Origin of the sequence: Pseudomonas sp. So3.2b (assembly GCF_019464415.1) — a bacterium.
Lineage (GTDB): Bacteria > Pseudomonadota > Gammaproteobacteria > Pseudomonadales > Pseudomonadaceae > Aquipseudomonas > Aquipseudomonas shahriarae.
This window is the reverse complement of the sequence record NZ_CP080494.1, coordinates 4,237,973-4,254,915: the sequence shown is the minus strand read 5'-3', so window position 1 is coordinate 4,254,915 and position 16,943 is coordinate 4,237,973. Positions and strand designations below refer to the sequence as shown.

Below are 16,943 nucleotides of genomic sequence, written 5' to 3'. Positions count from 1 at the left end.
TATAGGGGCGGCGGCAGCGCTATCGCCCCTGGTTAAAATGTCACGCGTTGTTTGCTTGGATGGTGACGTTCTCACAGGTGCGCGACAGAACAGGTCGCAGGGGCAACTTCTGTAGAGCCCGCGCATTCTCTCCAGCTTCTTGTTGATCACATCGATCCACGCCTGAGATCCATGTCACATATGAATGGCGTTATGGGTCTTGGCTGAGGTCAAGCGAGTCATCCTTGTACAAATGCTTGGCTGTCTTGGGAGAGCGCCGGTTAAGCCATCTATCGGCCTGAATCCAATAATCTTTAACGCAATCAATGAATGGCCCCGATGGGGCGTTGCCGACCCGCGGATTTAAGCCAGCACTCCGCTAAAGGTGTTCTGGACCAAGTCCCGGTAACGGTAGAGACCTGTGTCCAGATCGGCATTGCCCTTGATCGAGTTGCGCTTTCTCAGGATCACCGAACGAGTGCTCGAGGTCAGTTGAGGCAAAGTGAGCGGCAAGGGTGTCGCTCACTGTTTACGTTAGGTATTGGCCGCGCTTTCCACCGGAAGTATTGCCAAGTCGCTTTCCATCTCTTCATCGTTTCCCACAGCTGATGCTGGTAGACGCTTGGAGACCGTGACGCCCAAAGCGACGAACTTGTCCACGGTCTTGGCCAGGCTTCCGTGATCCCCTTTCAGAGTATTGACGCTTTCGGAGTAGCTTTTCTGCACCGTAGCGATCTGATTACCGAGCTTGTCCATTTTATCCACGAAGATGCGCAACTTGTCGTAAACCTTGCTTGCCATCGTTGCGAGTTGCAGCGTGCTGCTGTTTTGACGCTGGATGCTCCACAGATTCGATACGACCCTCAGAACCGGCAGCAGTGTGGTGGCGGTGATTATCGCAATACGTTTTTCATATGCAGCCTGGAATACCCCCGGACTGTGCTCGGCCGCGACCAAATATGCGGGCTCAACCGGCATGAATAAAAACACAAAGTCAGGAGAGTTGATGCCGTTAAGGTCTGTATATTTCTTATCGGACAATCCGTTGATGTGGTTCTTCAAAGCCAGAACGTGTGCGGACAGGGCTTTGGTGCGATCTTCGTCGGTTTCGGCGGAAACGTACTCCGTGTAGGCCACTAGCGACATCTTGCTATCGATGATGATGTGTTTGCCTTCGGGCAAATTGACCACGAAGTCTGGTCGATTGTTTCCTGCATCGTCGTCCTTGAAGTTCGCCTCGCGGTGGTACTCGAACCCTTTGCGCAGCCCTGCCTGCTCAAGCAGCATCTCTACCTTTTGCTCGCCCCAGGTGCCTTGAAGTTTTTTGTCACCCTTGAGCGCTTTGGTAAGGTTTGACGCTTCGGTTGTGATCTGGACGTTTAATTCCATCAGCTTGACCAGCTCGCTTTTCATCGAGCTTTGGCCCTGCACGGTATCGGAGTGAACCTGATCCACCCGCTGACGGAATGACTCGAGCTGGTCCTTGAACGGTTTTAGTAGAGTGTCCAGCCCTTGGCGGCTTTGCTCAGAGAAGCTCTGCTGTTTACTGTCGAAAATATGATTGGCAAGGTTCTGAAACTCCTGCTTGAGTTGAACCTTGTTATCTTCCAATAACTGCAGTTTCTCTGCAGCTGAGTGCTGGTCGCGCTGGTGGCGCATATTTATTTCGGCAAGACTCTGCTTCGCAAGGCTGAGCTCCTCTCGCGTAGTGCCTAGTTCTTTGTCTCGTTGGGCCAATGTGTTGCGTAGCGTGTCCAGTTGGTCCTTTTGTTCTGCTGCCTGTCCCAACTGTTCGCGCTGCTTTTTAAATTCTTCCTGGGTATTGTCGAGGCGACTTTGGAGGTCCTTGTTGGCGGTTTTTACCTCCAGGAGCTGATGCGCTTGTTCCGCGCTTTGCCCTAGATGCTCACCTTGTTTTTGCAGTTGTAGTTGAGCTGCTTCAAAACGCGCTTGCAGCTGCGTCAGCGCCTGTTTCAGCTCATCCAACTGCCGTGTCTGCTCCTGGCCTTGCCCAAGCTCCTGTTTTAATTCGCCGAGCTGCAACCGGAGTTGGTTCGTTTCCGTACTGTGTTTTTCAGTGAGGGTGGCGGCCTCTGCGAGTTGCTGCACCTTATCGAGCGTACGTTGCTTCTCAGCTTCCAGCGAAGTCTTGAACTCGCTGAGCTGAATGCTGAGCTGCTTTTCGATTTCTCGATGGTTAGCCAATGCCTCAACGGCCAATTTCAGCTCATGTTGATGTTCCGATTGCTCATGGAGCATTTGCTGCTCGCGTTGCCGCGCAAGCGCGACATCGTTCAGCAATTGCTGGTGTTCAGCCTGATGACTGGCTTGCAGCTCGGAAAACTGTTGGGCCAGCTTGCCTGCTGCGATACGGCTATTGATCCAGAAGCCGATGCCCAGAAACAGTAAGCTGAGGAGCCCGATCAGGGCAGGGTTGAGGTACTGCTGTGCCATCGGTACATCCTTTTATCGCTGGATTGGATTGCAAAATGATGGCACGTTGCGCGTCTGCTGAGAACTGTCAACAAATCGAGCTTGATCTAATGCGAAACGCTACTGAAATTCCCCACGGGACTTCAGTTAGCCTAATGATCCGGGCGGTTTCTTTACCTGTTTAGGAATACAGTGTTTCTGCACCGGACATGCAGCCTGTAACTTAAGCTGGATGTCTTGGTGGAGCATCGCTCCTGTTTATCCCAGCTGCAGCCCATACAAGCAACATCACCCGCCTCTACCAACTCTACCGGGACAACTGCCATGCCTCCCTGGGGCGAGCATGAAGCTCACGAAAGGACGGCAACAACGCTATGGGTATCTGTAGAGGCCGTCAGCGGTTTGGTCGAGATCCCCATCAACCTGTTCTATCACCTGCGTCGTGACGACCTGGCTGGACAGGCAGTCCTCTTCCACCGAACAAGTTATCTCTGCAAGTCGGCTACTAAGGTCTTTGTGGATGGCAGCCATGGCTTTGGCTGCAGCCGAAGTCAAACGCTGAATTACGACAAAAAATAAGTGATTGGGTACCGTGCCGATGACCGCCCTGGCATCAGCCAAGAGCAGTCTATCGGACGGTGTGACCATAAGGGCTACAGGTAACCTCGTTCAGCCAACGACACGCAGCCTTCATGGCCCACCACGACATGATCCAATATCCGGATACCGACCATGTTCAAAGCGTTCTTGAGGGTGGCGGTGAGCGTGCGATCAGCTTGACTTGGCTCCGGATCGCCGGAGGGATGATTGTGAACCATAATTACGGCCGCGGCGTTGTGCTCTAGAGCGATCTTGACCACTTCCCGTGGGTACACGCACGCCCCATCCAACGTGCCTCGGAATAGCTCCCTGAAGCCTATTACCCGGTGCTTGGTGTCGAGCAGTAGCAAAGCAAAGACTTCGTACTCGTGGTACTGCAGCAGTGTTTGCAGGTGGCTGAAGACCTGCTTGGGCTCAGTCAGTGCCCGGCCTTTAGACAGACGACTCATTGCCAGTTGTTGAGCCATCTGTAGGATGTCGGCCTCGGTGACCGGTGATTCCATGACATAGGTGCCGGTCGTCTCACCTGCTTTGAGCTTGTGATATTTCATGGGGGTTCTCTTGAATTGGAAGACATTGGGTCAGGTTGGAAGTGTGATCAGTGGGCGCGAGCAGAGTGGTCACTGCCGCTTTGGAGGGATTTGGATTCCAGCTTTTGTACCAGTGAGGTTTTGGCAGGGGGCGCTGGTTTGGGAGCGGCTTCTGCCTTGCTGGTCTGATCTTCTGCTGTGGGGAAGAACTCCTCGACGATGGCCCCGGTGTCCTCATCGCTGTCTTCAAAGGCTCCGTTGCTAAAGCCCTGTCGTGCCGCGTGATCCAAGGCGGTCTGATCAAAGCCTGCGGCTTGCCGGGTTTCCTCCAGTTGCTTGGCTTCCAGCAAGGCGTCTTCTAGGCTCAGCCCACTGCGCACCGTGATGTCCACGTAGAAAATCGGCGTGCCGTGGCTTTGGCGGGTGGACTTGCCGCGAAGACGCAACTCCAGCGGCAGACAGGAGAGACGGTCTCCGGAAATGGCTTGTAGGTAATGTAGGCGTGCCGCCAGGGTACGGATGCTGTTGTAGCCCGTGGTACGGAAAACAAAGCTGCCCAGCGGATCGTCATCGCCAATCACCACGTTCAGCCGGCCGTAAGGCTTGCAGGCATTGCCTTGAGCCAGTGAACAGCTATCCGGTGAAGGGCAGGGCAACGACTGGATGCCGTCCTTGGTCAAGCGCTTGCAGGTCTCGCCATTACCGACGCACAGTAGTCGTCCTGTAGTGCGGTCGAACAGGCTGTAGTCAGCCCGAAAGTTGAGGTCGGGCTCGTTGAACAGCAGCCGGATCGGAATGCTGCGCAGCTTGCCGTCCTGGCCATTGCGCAGCTCCTCGTTGAGTGGATGCAGTAACCAGCCCTCGCGGCTCTGTACTTGGGAGGTGAGGGTGAATTGATCGTCCTTTTCCGGCAGACGCTTGCCGTTCTTTTCGACGACCTTGCCGATGGAAATGCGGCCCAAAATCGGGGGCGTGATGGCTAAACCTTTGAGCATGAGAGTTCTCCTGTATCTGAAATAAAAACGCCACCGAGACCGCGCAAACGGCCAGGGGGGCGTTGGAGAGAAAGGGCATGGGAATAAGGGAGGAGCGAACAAACGTTCAGGCCAGCAGAAAACGTCGACTGCCGGTTTTGGTGGTCGAGTAGCGCACTTGCAGATGGGGCTTTTCTTTCAGCAGACGGGGGATATCCAGGGCCACGCTGTCTTTGGCTTTCTTCCAAGTGATGTAGCCAGTTGCGAAGATCGCCCGACTGGCATCGCCCATGGCCTGTTGCAACGTTTGCTTGAGCTGAGCTTCCTGCTTCTCCTGCAGAGCAATCGATTTTCGCACGCGCTGTAGTTCGGTAAAGGTCGTACAGAGCCGCGTGTCATGGCTGAAGTCCAGGCTTTGCCCACTGTCCTGCGGATAAAGGCAGCGCAACGCCTGCTCCGCCGAGGCAGATCCGTCTGCCGGCGGCGGGGTATCACTGACGACGTAATCCCAGAACAACCGCTCCAGGTCGATCAGCCGAGCAATCAGTGGTTCATCGCGTTCAATGCGATGGATTTCCAGGTGCTGACCACCGAGCAGTACCGCCACATCAGCGGCCTGCTTGCCGGTGACGGCGAGCTGGTGCATGACTTGCAACTGCACATACTCGGGCACACCCTCCTTCCAGAGGCGTGCGCCGTTTATGCCGGCGGTTTTGCATTCGAGAATCTGCACTTCTGATGCGCCGATCACCTCACGGTCGATATTGGCCAGCATCCAGTTCAACTGCGGAGCCGGGTGTTGCAGCACGGCATTGATCCGTCGCACCCGGTGACCGCTACGCTTGGTGTAATGCGCAGCCACGATAGGCTCCAAAATGTTGCCCCAGTAAGCCGGGCTTTCCTCGTCTTGCGGATCGAGCTTGGGCAGTGATTCATCACGCCCGGTTTTCTCCATCCACAGCTCCAGCTGGGACTTGTACGGGTTAAGCCCGACGGCAGCGGCCGCATCCGAGCTGCCGATACCTAGCTTGCGCACGGCCAGCCAGTCCTCACGCGGCAGTTGTTGGGTACCCACCAGGCGCAACGCCGGACGGGGTTTAGTACTGAATTTTTGCAGCGATTGAGTGCTCATGATCATTTCCTGAGGCATAACGCCCGACCAGCACGAGGCTTACCAGGCGTTTTAAGGAGTGAGAAGAATGAGAAGGGGGTGAGGTTGATGAAGACAGCGAAAACAGGGGCTAAGCTGCAAGTTGTAGCGCAGCCTCCAGCGCCCGTTGCTTGATCTGTGCACCTTGACCGAACCAGGCAGAGTCCATGCGGTATTCGTTACTACGAGCCCTGCGTTCGTGATCGACATACTCGGTCACAGCATTGAGCAAGCCCCACGCAGTTCCTTGGGCCGATTCCAGCGTGGCGCCGCGACCGCCGCCTTCGTACAGGCTTTGAACCTTGCGCAGCGCGCGCTCGTTCGGCAGGACTTCGGGCAGTTTGCTATGGGGGGTTACGTCACACAGCACGTTCATGAAAAAGCCCATCGCTTCATGCCACTGCACCTTGCGTTCAGCCAGATTTTTCATTCGGTACATGAACTCGTCCCACTGTGAGACGGCGATACCCAGCTGCTTTTTCACTGCATTGGGATCAAAGCGGGTGTTGTGCGGCACCTTGATCGCCTTTGTCGTACCGTCCAGGGCAATGGTCAACGTGTTGTTGCAGACTACCCGCACGGTGGTCGGAGTGGCGGTGGTGGCCAAGGTGCCGTCACAGGAGGTGGCAAGCAGCAGGTAGCCATTCACCTCGTCGTTGCCCTTCAGCGCCGTGCCTTGCCCAGTACGGGCCAGAGCCCAGAACTTGCGACCGCCTTTGAGCACTCCAGCGGTTTCCAGCTCGTAGCCGGAAACTTCAGTGAGATCCCTGTAGAACTCCAGTACTTCACGGGGTTGCACAACCTGGTAGCGGTTGGAGACCACCGACAACGGGGCCTTGGTGTCGGAGCGGTACAGCACCTTCTGTTCTGGGAAGGTGTGAATTGAACCCAGTGCACCGATGCTCTCGGATTTGAAATGAACGGGGCTGTCTTGGATCTTCCAGTCCATACCCGCTTCACGCTGCCAGACTTCGAGCGGTTGTTTCGGGGAAAGGCGACTGCCCAGACCATGCCAAGGAGTGGCGCCAACGTAAGCCATTTGTTCAACGAGATGAGCCATGGGAATGATTCCTTGCGAATGAATGCAGAAGAGCGTCGTTGTCAGTGACAAGCGACGCCTGTTCACAACGACTTAACGGTTGACGCTGAAGCTGTAACCGCACGCCAGGCATTGATAGTTGTGAAGGACTTTCTCATCGATCTGCTCGCCCAGCGTGGCCCCCGCGATCCCGCCAGCCACTCCGCCAAACAGACCGCCCAGCAGCGCCCCGGCAATGCTGCCAATGGCGATCCCGACCGGCCCACCGACCACGCCCAGTACGGCACCGGCCTCCGCTCCCGTTAGTGCTCCAGCGGCCCCACTGGCCGCACCTCCTGCTGCACCAATCAAACCACCCGCTTGTTTACCCACATTTTTAGTAATCACACGACCAGAGTTGCAGCTTGGGCAAGGCGTATACATAAAAATTCCTCTCTTATTACTGAGTCCACGTATCACGCAGAAATGCTGAATGACGCGCTCATCGTTGAGCGTTCATCTGGGTGATATAGGTCTGAGATTTTTTTGAATGAGGCTTGCCGAAACAACGTCTCCGCGAGGGACGTAGTGGGCGGTATCTGAATGTGAGGTTTGGCGTTATGGGCTGCTATTTTAGCTATTAATAGCTGGAATAGTGCTGGCTAAGGGGGAGAGGCATTCTGTTTTGAAGGAGTGCAGAGTTGCTGTCTGTCAAAGTGGTGAGCTCCAAAAGCGTAACGTTAGCAAGCGTTACGCTCACGTTCTTTGAGATTTGAGTTGCTGCTTATAGGATTGCCTCGTCCAGTCCTAAAGGGTGCAATGATGTTTAATGAAAAATCAGAAACATTGGTTATGCTTCGCTTGAAAGATGTTTTAAAACGAACAGGTTTTTCTAGGTCAACTATTTATAACAAGCTTAAGGTGGGCTCTAAACATTATGATGCGAAATTCCCAAGGCAGATACGTGTTGGGAAAACATCTGTGCGATGGATTGAAAGCGAAATAAATTCGTGGATGGAAGAATATGTGAGGCTGTCTAGGCAGAGTCAAGGCTCAATGGCGGAAATTATATCTGCAATGGTTGTTTGATATTAGTTGCTTGTATTTGTGGTGATTTATGTATTTTAATTTTTTTAGGCAACAAAATGAAAAAAAATCTTATTTCGGAGATGATTCATATCCGAGTTTGTCGCAGTTTCCCTTGTTGGATGCTGCAATAAATGAGGCTCAAGCAAATATTCAGGCCCCACGGGGATTGATTCAAAATGCGGCCCTAACCGCGATTTCTGCTGTCTTGCAGGGCGATGTAGATGTTCGTAAACCTAATGGTCAGGTCGGTCCGACCTCTCTGATGCTTCTTGCTATTGCTGACTCGGGTGAAAGGAAGTCAACGGTTGAGAATGTTTTCTTGAAGCCGATTAGAGCCTTTCAGGCTAAGCAGTGCGAGGAGGTGAGGGAGAGTCAGTCAGTGTGGAAGATTAAGTACGATACTTGGACGGTTCGACGTAATGGAATATTAAAAGCGATTATGAAAAAAGCATCAAAAGGTCTTCCTGCTGACGAAGAGGAGAAGGTCCTATTGGCTTTACAGAAAGAAGCTCCAGTTAAACCAAAAGAATTTAAGATTTTGTATGAAGACTCAACCTCTGAGGCTTTGTTTCATGGGATGTACGAAAATTTACCTACGGCTGGTTTGATTTCAAGTGAAGGTGGCGGTGTTTTAGAAGGGCGCGCCTTCAATGACCTATCAAAGCAAAATGCCATTTGGAGTGGTGACTCAATCACAATTGATCGTAAGACGGCGGAAAGCTTTGAACTTGTTGACGCGCGGCTGACAGTCTCTCTTATGGTTCAGGAAAGCGTATTTTCGAAGTACATGGCTCATAAAGGCGGGGTGTCTAGGGGGTCTGGTTTGTGGGCGCGTTTTCTAATCTGTCACCCAGCTTCAACACAGGGGACTAGGTATGTAAGCACTCAGGCACCGTCCTGGTATCATCAAACACAATTTGCCTCGCGGTTGGAGCACTTTCTTGAGGCGGGACTTATTTGTTTCAGAGGAAATAAAAAAGAAAAAGAAGTGATCGGATTCGACTCCGAAGCGGCTCGGCTTTGGGTGGAGATTGCGAACGATATTGAGTCAAGGATGTGTGCGGGTGGAATACTTTATGGACTAGGTGATCATGGCTCAAAGTTAATGGAGGTGATTTCTAGGTTGGCTGCATTGCTTCATTGTTTTGAAGGGTTTGAGGGTGATATTTCGACGTCAACCTTGCAGGTGGCAACGGATCTTGCTAAATGGTACTCCAATGAGTTTATAAAGTTGTTTGGGCAGAACTCTAAAGAGAATGATGAAGAGCAGGAATTAAATTGCTGGCTAGATAATTTTCGTAAGGTGGGTAAACGGTTTGTTAAGAAAAATTATATTTTGCAATGCGGGCCTGGGAAGTTTAGAAAGAAATCTGCTCTTGAGTATGTTCTTTTGCGACTAGTAAATAACGGTGCTATCCGGATTTCGAATTATCCTGGTGATAAAACTGTTTATGTCGATCTCTGTCCTTGGCAGGGTGGTGTGTAGATGATGCCAGGCTCTTCTTGGGGTACTAACTTTTTTGGTTGTTTTTGATGTTTGGTGTTAGGTGTTTACGAGTTGCGTGAGTTTGTTTCTCTCGTTTTTATAAGGTGCATGTTCAAGGTGTCTATTGTTTGATTATGTATTACTATTTAATTAAGTTGTTAGGTTTGTAGTTTGATTGTTGGTTTAATTAAAATAATTATCTAATAGTTAGTTAGTTAGTTAGTTAGTTTGTTAGTTAGTTAGCTGGTTAGTTGGTTAATTAAATTAATCATGCAATAGTTGGCGGTTGTGATGTCAACTGATCATTTGTCAGCAACATGGCTCCCCAAAGCCATGCTGCTGGCTTCTTGAGGAATCAGTGAGTGATAGATGAAGTTGATTGGATCGATAATGGAGGCGCGTTAGATCTTATGGTTGAGGAAGTCGGAGGGCTTCCTGTTTTAAGGGTAGAGGAAAGCTTGGTGTTGGAGTTGCGATCTATTGAGAAGTTAATGTGTGAGCTTGCTGGTAGCAAGGGGTATTTATTCTCTTCATTTACTTGTAAGCGCGACGGGGTAAAGGTTAAGCCTGAGAGGCTTGGTCGCTATTTTGTTGACAAGCTAAGGAGGGGGAAAGGAATGCTTGAACAGTACTTCCCCTCTCATGAAGTTAATCCTTATGTGGAGGTTTTTTTCAGATGTGTTGATCGAGTTGATGATCTTCATTCGCTCAGAGTCTGGCGGATTTTACGCAGTGGAGCTGCTGAGGCTTTTTTAGGTCTAATGAATGATCTCGTAGAGTTTGCACGGTTGGAGCTGTCCAGTGATGCTTTTAAAGCCGTTTTGAAACGATTCCGTAAAGCGTCCTTTAAGCGAGTGAACAGCTTGGAAGGTTATATAGACGCTCTTTTTGCCCAGCGCTCTAGGATGCTTGTTGTGCGTGTTGATTTGTCTTATCAGTCAGGCTTTGTAAGTGGTCGTGAGGATTTTTATGGCGATGTTAAAAAGGTAAAGGTACATTGGGCAAAAATGCAGAAAGATCTACACAAGGGGATTCCAGTTGATGGGTTGTTAGGGTTTGCTTGTAAGCTGGAGTATGGTCAGCTAAAGGGGTTTCACTTTCATTTGTTACTTTTTTATAATGGATCAAATCATCGCCAGGATGGGGTTCTGGCTAGAATTGTTGGTGAGTATTGGCGAGACTCAATTACGGCGGGAGCAGGACGCTATTTCAATTGTAATGCAGTCAAGGATAAATATAGATATCTTGGAATAGGTATGATCAGTTTTAATCAGTTGGACAGGGTAAGCGCTTTGAAGAATAGGGTGGCGTCCTACCTGACCAAGGTGGATTATTGGATACGCCTATCCCCTGAAAGCGGTAGAACATTTTTCAGAGGAAATATGCCTAAGCTGAAGTCTGTGAAGAGAGGGCGTCCCAGAGCCCCTGGGCCTGATCAGGCGGCTCCTCACGTGGCCATCTAGGCATGTCTCATGGCCTATTAGTTTCTGGACTTTAGGCTGATGATGGTAGCTGCTGCGGCAGCCAGCTTTGCCGTGAACCCCCAGTCTGAGCTTTTTAGAGCTTCTATCATGACTGTTCTTTTAGTTGGAGCTTTTTGAATTGTTATTTGACTCTCTTGCCAGAAGTGTTTTGCCGCTTCATTGATAAGAATTAGTGCGGTGGATGCATGTTCTGGGTATTTAGTTAAGGCTTCGCCAATTGGCATCTTTGTTGACTTTATTTTATGGTAGTGCTTGTCGGGTAATATTGCGAAGGCGGATTGTTCGAATACGTCTTTTCCAGCTGAGTTGTATTTTTTCTCTAGGTGTTTTTTTATTTTATCGATAAGTTCTTTTCGCTCTTCCTGTGAGGCGATATTTGCTTCGGGGATGAATTCATCTGAGGCTTTGTTTAACTCGAAAAGGTTGTCTGATTCCCATTCTTGGCGCTCGATATTTTTCTGTACTTTGTCGGTGTCTGCTATTGTTTCAAGGATTCTATTTGAGTTCTCTTTTCTTATGAATATGTCAGTCTTTCTAATTATTATTTCTTCCAGCTTGTCGGGTGAATTTCTTGAGGTGATAAAGAAAGCTGAGTCTATTATCAGGGCTGGAAGTGGTTTTAAGCTTGTCTTTAACAACTCATGTGCCGATGCTTGCGCGAGGCCTTTTCCGCGTTCATGAAAAGCGGAGAGGTTGAAGTTGTATTTTGAAAGCTCGCCATAGTTTGCTATTTCCTCCCAGTCGGTGACGCTTATGGAAAGAAACTTTATGTCTAAATCTACTTTTGAGTGATAATCGTGATCTGCGCAAAAAAGCGTAACTTTATGCTGCTTTGATAGGCTTTGTGCTGTTTTTGGCTCATTGTCATTTAGAATGATAACCGAGCCGGATACATGAACTGCAACCGTTCTTGGGCAGCGGCATAGAAGGGGGATCTGCAGCTTTTCAATTCTGTCTTTGAATTCACTTTCGGAGATGCTGTGCTCCTCAAGAAATTCAGTTACTGATATAATAAGCCCTTTGTTTTTCATTTGTAATCGTGTCCTTGTGTAGCGGTGCTAGTGTTTTCTCAGGGCGGTTGGAGTGGCTGTCTATATCAGGCTGGATAAATGCTTGCCGAGAACTTCCCAAGCCTCCGCCATTTCTTTAGCATAGCTATGACGCTGATAAGTGCGTTTTACCTTGTTTTCCTCTGTGTGGTTGAGGCACCGTTCAGCCACTTCAGGAAGCACACCAATAGCAGTCATAATCGTCGCGCCTGTACGCCGCAGGTCATGAGGCGTCCACTTTCCGCCTGGTAGCAACAGTGCTTGGGCTTTGGCGCTACGTCGGCTCATGGAGCCTTGCTCCGGAAGGCGCTGGCGATCTCCCAACTGCTTGGTTACCGTTTTAGGGCATACATGGTCAGTTATGTAGGTGTTCGGGTAGCACCAAGGTGACAGGCTATTAATCTGCTTTACGCGCTTGAAGTGGCTAATGGCAAAGTCTGAAAGGATGATGCTGTGCGGTTTACCGTTTTTACTATGTTCGGACGGAATCAGCCAAGTGCTTTGCTCTAGATCGATATGCTCCCATCGGGCGCTCAGGAGCTCACCAATTCGACAGCAGGTCGATAGGGCAATCCAGATTGCAGCTTCGGTGGTGACCTGCAGCCCCGCATCAGGGGCTTTCTTAGCAAGCAGCTTGATTTCATCATCACTCAGCACTCGATCGCGCTCGGTGTCTTTGCCACCTATCTTAGCTTTTCGAATACTGGCGCTGGGATCGTGCTCGATCAGGTCGCGGTCTACGGCAAAGCGGAACATTTGGCGCATAAGCGAAAAAACCATCTTAGCCATACGGTTTACACCGCGAGCGAGGAGGGCATCTGTAACCTCGGTGATATGACCCTTTTTCACATCAGCGACAGCCAAGTCGCCCAAGAAGGGCAGAACGTCCTTTTCAAACATCCGACGAGCCTCTGCACCCTTGTCCTTGCGGTTGATGAGATCAACCCTAGCCCAGTGCTCGAATAGGTCGGTAACAGTCTTGCGTGCCGCCTGGCGAGCTTGCTCGGCTTCGGCTTCTGCTTTCTCGGCGGTGAGTCGTGCCAATTCACCATCTCGGGCTGCGATACGGGCAGCTTCCTCGGCATCCAGATGTTCACGTAAGTTGCGAGTTCCACTTTGGTAGAGGCGTGACCACTCTCCAGCTTTAGTTCTTGCTTCCTTAAGGGTAAGCCCATCAGTACCAGTGGCGTCATATGCACCTATGGGCAGAAACACCCTTCCACCGCTGGTGTCGGTATACCTGAAGTAAAACAGGCGCTCGCCATCTGGGCGAAGACGTGCCATGAATCGGCCGCAGCCGCGAGGGGCATCCTCGATCAGCCAGGTAGGTTTGGCTGGTTTTGCGTTCATCTGTTTGTCGGTGATCGTCGCCACTTTCGCTTCCCCAGAAAGGCCAGGCTCTAGATGGTCACCGTTGGGTCACCGTTTCTCGCTGGCTTTGGTAGAATGCTATCGGAAGCGGTTGGACTGTGTAAACTGTAATGATCCAATGAATACAGTGCTTTAGGTGATTTTGTTGGATTTATTAAGACTGGTTTGGAATACGGTTCACCTTTATGGGGTGCTAGGGGTCGAGTGTTCGAATCACTCCGTCCCGACCATATAATTCAATGACTTAGCCCAATCTGAAAAGATTGGGCTTTTTCATGCGTAGGGACTTTTGCGGGGGCTCATCCCGTTTTTCTCCTCAAGATTGTCAGCGTCGGCCCGCGAGAGTCAGTATGCAGATACTTTGTTCTCAGCTTCAATCAGATGTTGCACCTCCGGGGTAGAATAGTGGCTCGTAATGCTGCCGTTCTTATGCCCCAACAACGCTTTACGATCTTCCTCTGTCACGCTTACTGCACGTAGCCTTCTGCCAAAGGTGTGTTTGGTCGTGAATCTTGATTGATCTGAACCCAGGGTGTGCCGGCGCCTGGTGGGTCTTCTCCCACTTGTCCGCTGCGCGCACCCCGGCTTTCTCACACTTCGCCCGCCGAACCCGGCAGGCATCAGAAACACGCTGGTGTTCAACGCCGGCACTCGTGTTTCCCAATCCCATCGCAATTTGCAGACTTCCTGTTCCCGGCAGCCGGTGTTCACTTTAGAGAGGGCCATCCTCAACAGGTGGTCCGGCAGCTCGGCCAAAAGCATTGACTGCTCATCCCATGACAGGGGGTAAGGCTTCCTGCTGGATTTCTTTTCCCCCATCATTGAAATCATCGGCACGCTTTCCAGCCGATGGATCAAGTACTGCTCGGCTTCTTCCCTCTCGCTTGCTCCAGTGCGTTCTTGAAGTCGGCAACCTCTGACGACTTTGTCGATGTGCCCAATCCTGCTCCTCTCGTAGAGGCCCGACATTGTTTTTCGCGCCATTGTTTTGCTCCTTGGCGCCCACTGCGGGGCGGATTGTTGTCCTGATTGGTCTGCTTTTCAATCGCCTTGGCTTCGATGTAGGCGTCTGCCCACTGGTCCAGTTCATGACGGTCGAAGGCAACGCCCTGTTTCCCAATGGGGAATTCGCGGACGTGGGGGCGCACGGTGTTCTTGAGTTCTTCCCGGCACATGCCGAGATAAGCAGGTGCGTGCATCGCCCGAATGAAACGCGGCGCGGTCTCTAGGGCTGGCGCCAGCTTTGTGTTGGCCATAGGAATGCCTCGCCACGCCGTTGCCGGGTGGATTGATTGAAGGGGGGAGGGGTTACTTGGTTTTGAGTTCGGCGCTCCGCGAATCTTGGTGGCGCGGCGTAGGACGGTTAACCGCCTCTGTCGACGTCAGCTAGCGGGCCACAAAGGTGGTGCCGGTGGACCTGTGAGCGGATTGAATGGAGTGCTCGCCCCCAGTGAGCGCTGATGGACAAGTTCGCGACGCTATTACACCGGTCATTCACCGAGCCCCGCCATCACGTTGGCTCGATCCAACGCGGCCTTCAAAAAGTCACGTCTTCGGGGCCGATGTTGAGGCTCACGCCCGGCGAATCACGATTGTCATTCAGGAAGCCACTAACGATCAGGCGCATCTACTCGCTGTGGTTACATGGACTTCTCGAAACGCCTGTTCTTCACCGCTGCAGTCCGCCAGAAATAGCGCAAAAATGGTGGTGGCCATGGTTTTTAGCCGTCACCATACGTGGCAATCTCGATATTTAGCGGGCGGCTACTTGGGCTGTCAGAGTGTGATGATAAACGCCGCCACCGCCATAATCGCCAAGCAGCCAAGAATCTCGCCCGTAACGGGCATCAATAAGGTCAGGGACGCCACCGCCAGCAGGGCGGCTACGAGCATCCATCCTACGCGCCGCGAGCCCATCATGTGCAACGCTGCGTGAACAGGTAACCGTGGCCGCGCACGGTGTCGATCGGCTTAAAGCCGGTCCGGCCTTCGATTTTGCGCCGCAGTCGGTACACCAACACCTCGATGACATTCGGATCGCGCTCACCGTCTTGCGGATAGAGTCCCATCAAGTGTTCCTTGGCCACTACCTGCTGATGATGGCGCATCAGGTACTCGAGGATGCGGTACTCGTAGGCGCTTAGGGCCAATGGCTGCTCATCGAGAACCGCCTGCTTGCGATTAAGGTCGAGCGACAGCGGTCCGGCGACGAGAGTCGACTGGGTAAACCCGCCGGTGCGGCGCAGCAAGGCAGCCAGCCGTATGTCCAACTCTTCAAACCGAAAGGGTTTGACCAGGTAATCATCGGCCCCGGCGGCCAGACCTTCGACCTTGTTCTGCCAATTGCAGCGCGCGGTGAGGATTAGAACTGGAAAACGCTGGCCCCGGGTGCGCAGCTGGCGGATCAGTTCCTGCCCACTCATATCCGGCAGGCTAAGGTCGATCAGCGCCAGGTCATGGTTGAATTGCTCAGCCCGGTACAACGCCTCTTCGGCGTTGCTCACGGCTTCAACCAGGTAACCGCTCTCGGTCAGGCGCGTGTGCAGGTGATGACGCAACAACGCGTCATCTTCAACGACCAGCAATTTCATGACGCTCTCCTTGGAAACCTACTGACGAGGCACACCGATGTACCTCGTCAGCTTGACGTCGGACGCTGGTTAAAACGCGTAGTTGGCCGCCAGGTAGGTCTGAGCGCTGCTGTTGAGTTTCATCGAACCCTGTTTGCTGCCGCCGTGCTCGTTCAGTTCGGTACTGGCGTTGGTGCGCAGGTAGCGGTAACCCAGTTCCACCGAGGTGTTTTGCGATACCTGCTGCAGTACACCTACCTGAGCGCCGATGGTGTAACCGATATTGGTGTCGCGGCTGAAGCCGGACGATTCCTGGCTGACTTTGGTCAGGCCGGCCGAGGCACCGCCGAACAGTTTGGTATCTTTGCCCACCGGCAAGAACAGGTCGTAGCTGCCGAGCAGGTTTTCCTGACGCTGCTTATACGCATGGTGCGAACCCGACACGTTGTCATAGGTGGCGTAGTAACGGCTGTCGTCGCTTTGACGGCCGACGCGAAGACCAAAGGTGTGGTCCTTGTGGATTATGCCGTCGGCGCTTGGGTGGTTGAGGTTATCGTTTAGTGACTTGGATTTACTGACCTGGTTGCTGGTCTGGCCATAGGTCAGGCCAGCGAAGTTAGTGGTCTCCGCCTGGGCCGTGGCACTGGCGCCCAGTACGGTGAAGGTCAGCAGCAATTTTTTTAAGGAGGTCATGAGGAAATTCCTAATGCGCTGAGTGCGCTGTGGGGGATGAAGCAAGGTTATGTCCCCCGTCCTGAATACCCGCTGAACCCCTGCTGTACCTTAACTGAACCAGATCAAACGATTGTTTGAAGAGCCAAGTTTATTCTTTGGAATGCGCTGCTGGAATCCGGAACCACCAGAACGGAGCGGGCCTGTCGTCTGGCGTGCCACGGGGCCACGTCTATTGCCTCATCAGCAAACGCAAGATTGAAGACGGCAAGGCGCAACTGTGTGTCAAGGTTGAGAACCCCTTTCCGGTGATCAAGGTGCGCTTCAACCAACGCAAGGTTCGTTACCGTGGGCTGAAAAGAATACAGCGCAAAGTTGTTCAGTCTATTTGGGTTGGCCAATTTGCTGCTGGCCAAACGGTTTTTGCAACGGGCGACGGGATAAAACCGCCTGAAAGCGAGATGAGCCCGCGAATCAGCAAAATGAGGGCAGAAATCGCCCTCAGAAACCCAGAGTAAGACCGATGGGTTGAAAAAGG

The 16,943-nt window shown here is 52.1% G+C and carries 14 protein-coding genes and 4 pseudogenes; 5 read left to right on the top strand and 13 right to left on the bottom strand.

The window, feature by feature from the left end:
* Positions 1–357: 357 nt before the first annotated feature.
* Together K1X80_RS18965 and rmuC are read right to left on the bottom strand one after the other, a co-directional pair.
* Positions 358–456: pseudogene (locus K1X80_RS18965) on the bottom strand (IS5/IS1182 family transposase); the annotation flags it as partial.
* Positions 457–513: 57 nt separating this feature from the next.
* Positions 514–2,433 (bottom strand): DNA recombination protein RmuC, encoded by a 1,920-nt coding sequence (gene rmuC / locus K1X80_RS18960; RefSeq protein ID WP_198712534.1) that lies wholly within the window; start codon positions 2,431–2,433, stop codon positions 514–516.
* A 351-nt stretch (positions 2,434–2,784) separates the two neighbouring features.
* Here rmuC and K1X80_RS18955 point away from each other — a divergent pair.
* Positions 2,785–2,991 (top strand): annotated as a pseudogene (locus K1X80_RS18955) (inovirus-type Gp2 protein); the annotation flags it as partial.
* Between the two features lie 74 nt (positions 2,992–3,065).
* On the opposite strand, the gene radC reads toward K1X80_RS18955, so the two are convergent.
* The 5 genes from radC to K1X80_RS18930 all read right to left on the bottom strand — a co-directional run bounded on the left by radC (position 3,066) and on the right by K1X80_RS18930 (position 7,128).
* Entirely contained in the window at positions 3,066–3,563 is a 498-nt protein-coding gene (radC, locus tag K1X80_RS18950; protein ID WP_126588265.1) for a RadC family protein, read from the bottom strand.
* 47 nt (positions 3,564–3,610) lie between these two features.
* Positions 3,611–4,537 carry a hydrolase or metal-binding protein gene (locus tag K1X80_RS18945; protein WP_126588266.1) on the bottom strand — a complete coding sequence of 309 codons (927 nt, stop codon included), beginning with the start codon at positions 4,535–4,537 and terminating at the stop codon, positions 3,611–3,613.
* Positions 4,538–4,643: 106 nt separating this feature from the next.
* Positions 4,644–5,648: a YqaJ viral recombinase family protein gene (locus K1X80_RS18940; RefSeq protein WP_126588267.1), complete on the bottom strand. Its 1,005-nt coding sequence runs from the start codon at positions 5,646–5,648 to the stop codon at positions 4,644–4,646.
* 109 nt (positions 5,649–5,757) lie between these two features.
* Positions 5,758–6,726 (bottom strand): DUF932 domain-containing protein, encoded by a 969-nt coding sequence (locus K1X80_RS18935; protein WP_126588268.1) that lies wholly within the window; start codon positions 6,724–6,726, stop codon positions 5,758–5,760.
* 72 nt (positions 6,727–6,798) lie between these two features.
* Positions 6,799–7,128 carry a hypothetical protein gene (locus K1X80_RS18930; protein ID WP_126588269.1) on the bottom strand — a complete coding sequence of 110 codons (330 nt, stop codon included), beginning with the start codon at positions 7,126–7,128 and terminating at the stop codon, positions 6,799–6,801.
* A 378-nt stretch (positions 7,129–7,506) separates the two neighbouring features.
* Here K1X80_RS18930 and K1X80_RS18925 point away from each other — a divergent pair, with 378 nt between their 5' ends.
* The 3 genes from K1X80_RS18925 (at position 7,507) to K1X80_RS18915 (ending at position 10,722) form a co-directional block, all read left to right on the top strand.
* Complete coding sequence (locus K1X80_RS18925) at positions 7,507–7,773, top strand: AlpA family transcriptional regulator (protein WP_232925182.1); 267 nt, start codon at positions 7,507–7,509, stop codon at positions 7,771–7,773.
* Between the two features lie 28 nt (positions 7,774–7,801).
* On the top strand, positions 7,802–9,259 hold the full coding sequence (locus tag K1X80_RS18920; protein ID WP_126588270.1) for a YfjI family protein: 1,458 nt from the start codon (positions 7,802–7,804) through the stop codon (positions 9,257–9,259).
* Positions 9,260–9,621: 362 nt separating this feature from the next.
* Positions 9,622–10,722 (top strand): inovirus-type Gp2 protein, encoded by a 1,101-nt coding sequence (locus tag K1X80_RS18915; RefSeq protein WP_126588271.1) that lies wholly within the window; start codon positions 9,622–9,624, stop codon positions 10,720–10,722.
* 17 nt (positions 10,723–10,739) lie between these two features.
* Here K1X80_RS18915 and K1X80_RS18910 read toward each other — a convergent pair whose 3' ends face one another.
* From K1X80_RS18910 to K1X80_RS18890, 6 genes and pseudogenes are all read right to left on the bottom strand, one after another.
* Complete coding sequence (locus K1X80_RS18910; protein WP_220172418.1) at positions 10,740–11,774, bottom strand: hypothetical protein; 1,035 nt, start codon at positions 11,772–11,774, stop codon at positions 10,740–10,742.
* A 60-nt stretch (positions 11,775–11,834) separates the two neighbouring features.
* Positions 11,835–13,166: a site-specific integrase gene (locus K1X80_RS18905; protein ID WP_126588273.1), complete on the bottom strand. Its 1,332-nt coding sequence runs from the start codon at positions 13,164–13,166 to the stop codon at positions 11,835–11,837.
* Between the two features lie 296 nt (positions 13,167–13,462).
* Positions 13,463–14,132 (bottom strand): annotated as a pseudogene (locus tag K1X80_RS18900) (hypothetical protein).
* The gene (locus K1X80_RS28265) at positions 14,018–14,419 is read right to left on the bottom strand and encodes a hypothetical protein (protein WP_258571527.1); all 402 of its coding nucleotides are present in this window, start codon (positions 14,417–14,419) and stop codon (positions 14,018–14,020) included. Before K1X80_RS28265 ends, K1X80_RS18900 begins: the two are co-directional and overlap by 115 nt.
* A gap of 660 nt (positions 14,420–15,079) precedes the next feature.
* The gene (locus tag K1X80_RS18895) at positions 15,080–15,754 is read right to left on the bottom strand and encodes a response regulator transcription factor (RefSeq protein WP_220172417.1); all 675 of its coding nucleotides are present in this window, start codon (positions 15,752–15,754) and stop codon (positions 15,080–15,082) included.
* A gap of 69 nt (positions 15,755–15,823) precedes the next feature.
* The gene (locus K1X80_RS18890; RefSeq protein WP_128592925.1) at positions 15,824–16,426 is read right to left on the bottom strand and encodes a hypothetical protein; all 603 of its coding nucleotides are present in this window, start codon (positions 16,424–16,426) and stop codon (positions 15,824–15,826) included.
* Between the two features lie 227 nt (positions 16,427–16,653).
* On the opposite strand from K1X80_RS18890, the pseudogene K1X80_RS18885 reads away from it, so the two are divergent.
* Positions 16,654–16,849: pseudogene (locus K1X80_RS18885) on the top strand (IS5/IS1182 family transposase); the annotation flags it as partial.
* Between the last annotated feature and the right edge of the window lie 94 nt (positions 16,850–16,943).

Excerpts from the sequence above, each read along its gene's own strand:
- rmuC (WP_198712534.1), bottom strand. The coding sequence starts at position 2,433 with ATGGCACAGCAGTACCTCAACCCTGCCCTGATCGGGCTCCTCAGCTTA.
- radC (WP_126588265.1), bottom strand. The coding sequence starts at position 3,563 with ATGAAATATCACAAGCTCAAAGCAGGTGAGACGACCGGCACCTATGTC.
- K1X80_RS18945 (WP_126588266.1), bottom strand. The coding sequence starts at position 4,537 with ATGCTCAAAGGTTTAGCCATCACGCCCCCGATTTTGGGCCGCATTTCC.
- K1X80_RS18940 (WP_126588267.1), bottom strand. The coding sequence starts at position 5,648 with ATGAGCACTCAATCGCTGCAAAAATTCAGTACTAAACCCCGTCCGGCG.
- K1X80_RS18935 (WP_126588268.1), bottom strand. The coding sequence starts at position 6,726 with ATGGCTCATCTCGTTGAACAAATGGCTTACGTTGGCGCCACTCCTTGG.
- K1X80_RS18930 (WP_126588269.1), bottom strand. The coding sequence starts at position 7,128 with ATGTATACGCCTTGCCCAAGCTGCAACTCTGGTCGTGTGATTACTAAA.
- K1X80_RS18925 (WP_232925182.1), top strand. The coding sequence starts at position 7,507 with ATGTTTAATGAAAAATCAGAAACATTGGTTATGCTTCGCTTGAAAGAT.
- K1X80_RS18920 (WP_126588270.1), top strand. The coding sequence starts at position 7,802 with ATGTATTTTAATTTTTTTAGGCAACAAAATGAAAAAAAATCTTATTTC.
- K1X80_RS18910 (WP_220172418.1), bottom strand. The coding sequence starts at position 11,774 with ATGAAAAACAAAGGGCTTATTATATCAGTAACTGAATTTCTTGAGGAG.
- K1X80_RS28265 (WP_258571527.1), bottom strand. The coding sequence starts at position 14,419 with ATGGCCAACACAAAGCTGGCGCCAGCCCTAGAGACCGCGCCGCGTTTC.
- K1X80_RS18895 (WP_220172417.1), bottom strand. The coding sequence starts at position 15,754 with ATGAAATTGCTGGTCGTTGAAGATGACGCGTTGTTGCGTCATCACCTG.
- K1X80_RS18890 (WP_128592925.1), bottom strand. The coding sequence starts at position 16,426 with ATGACCTCCTTAAAAAAATTGCTGCTGACCTTCACCGTACTGGGCGCC.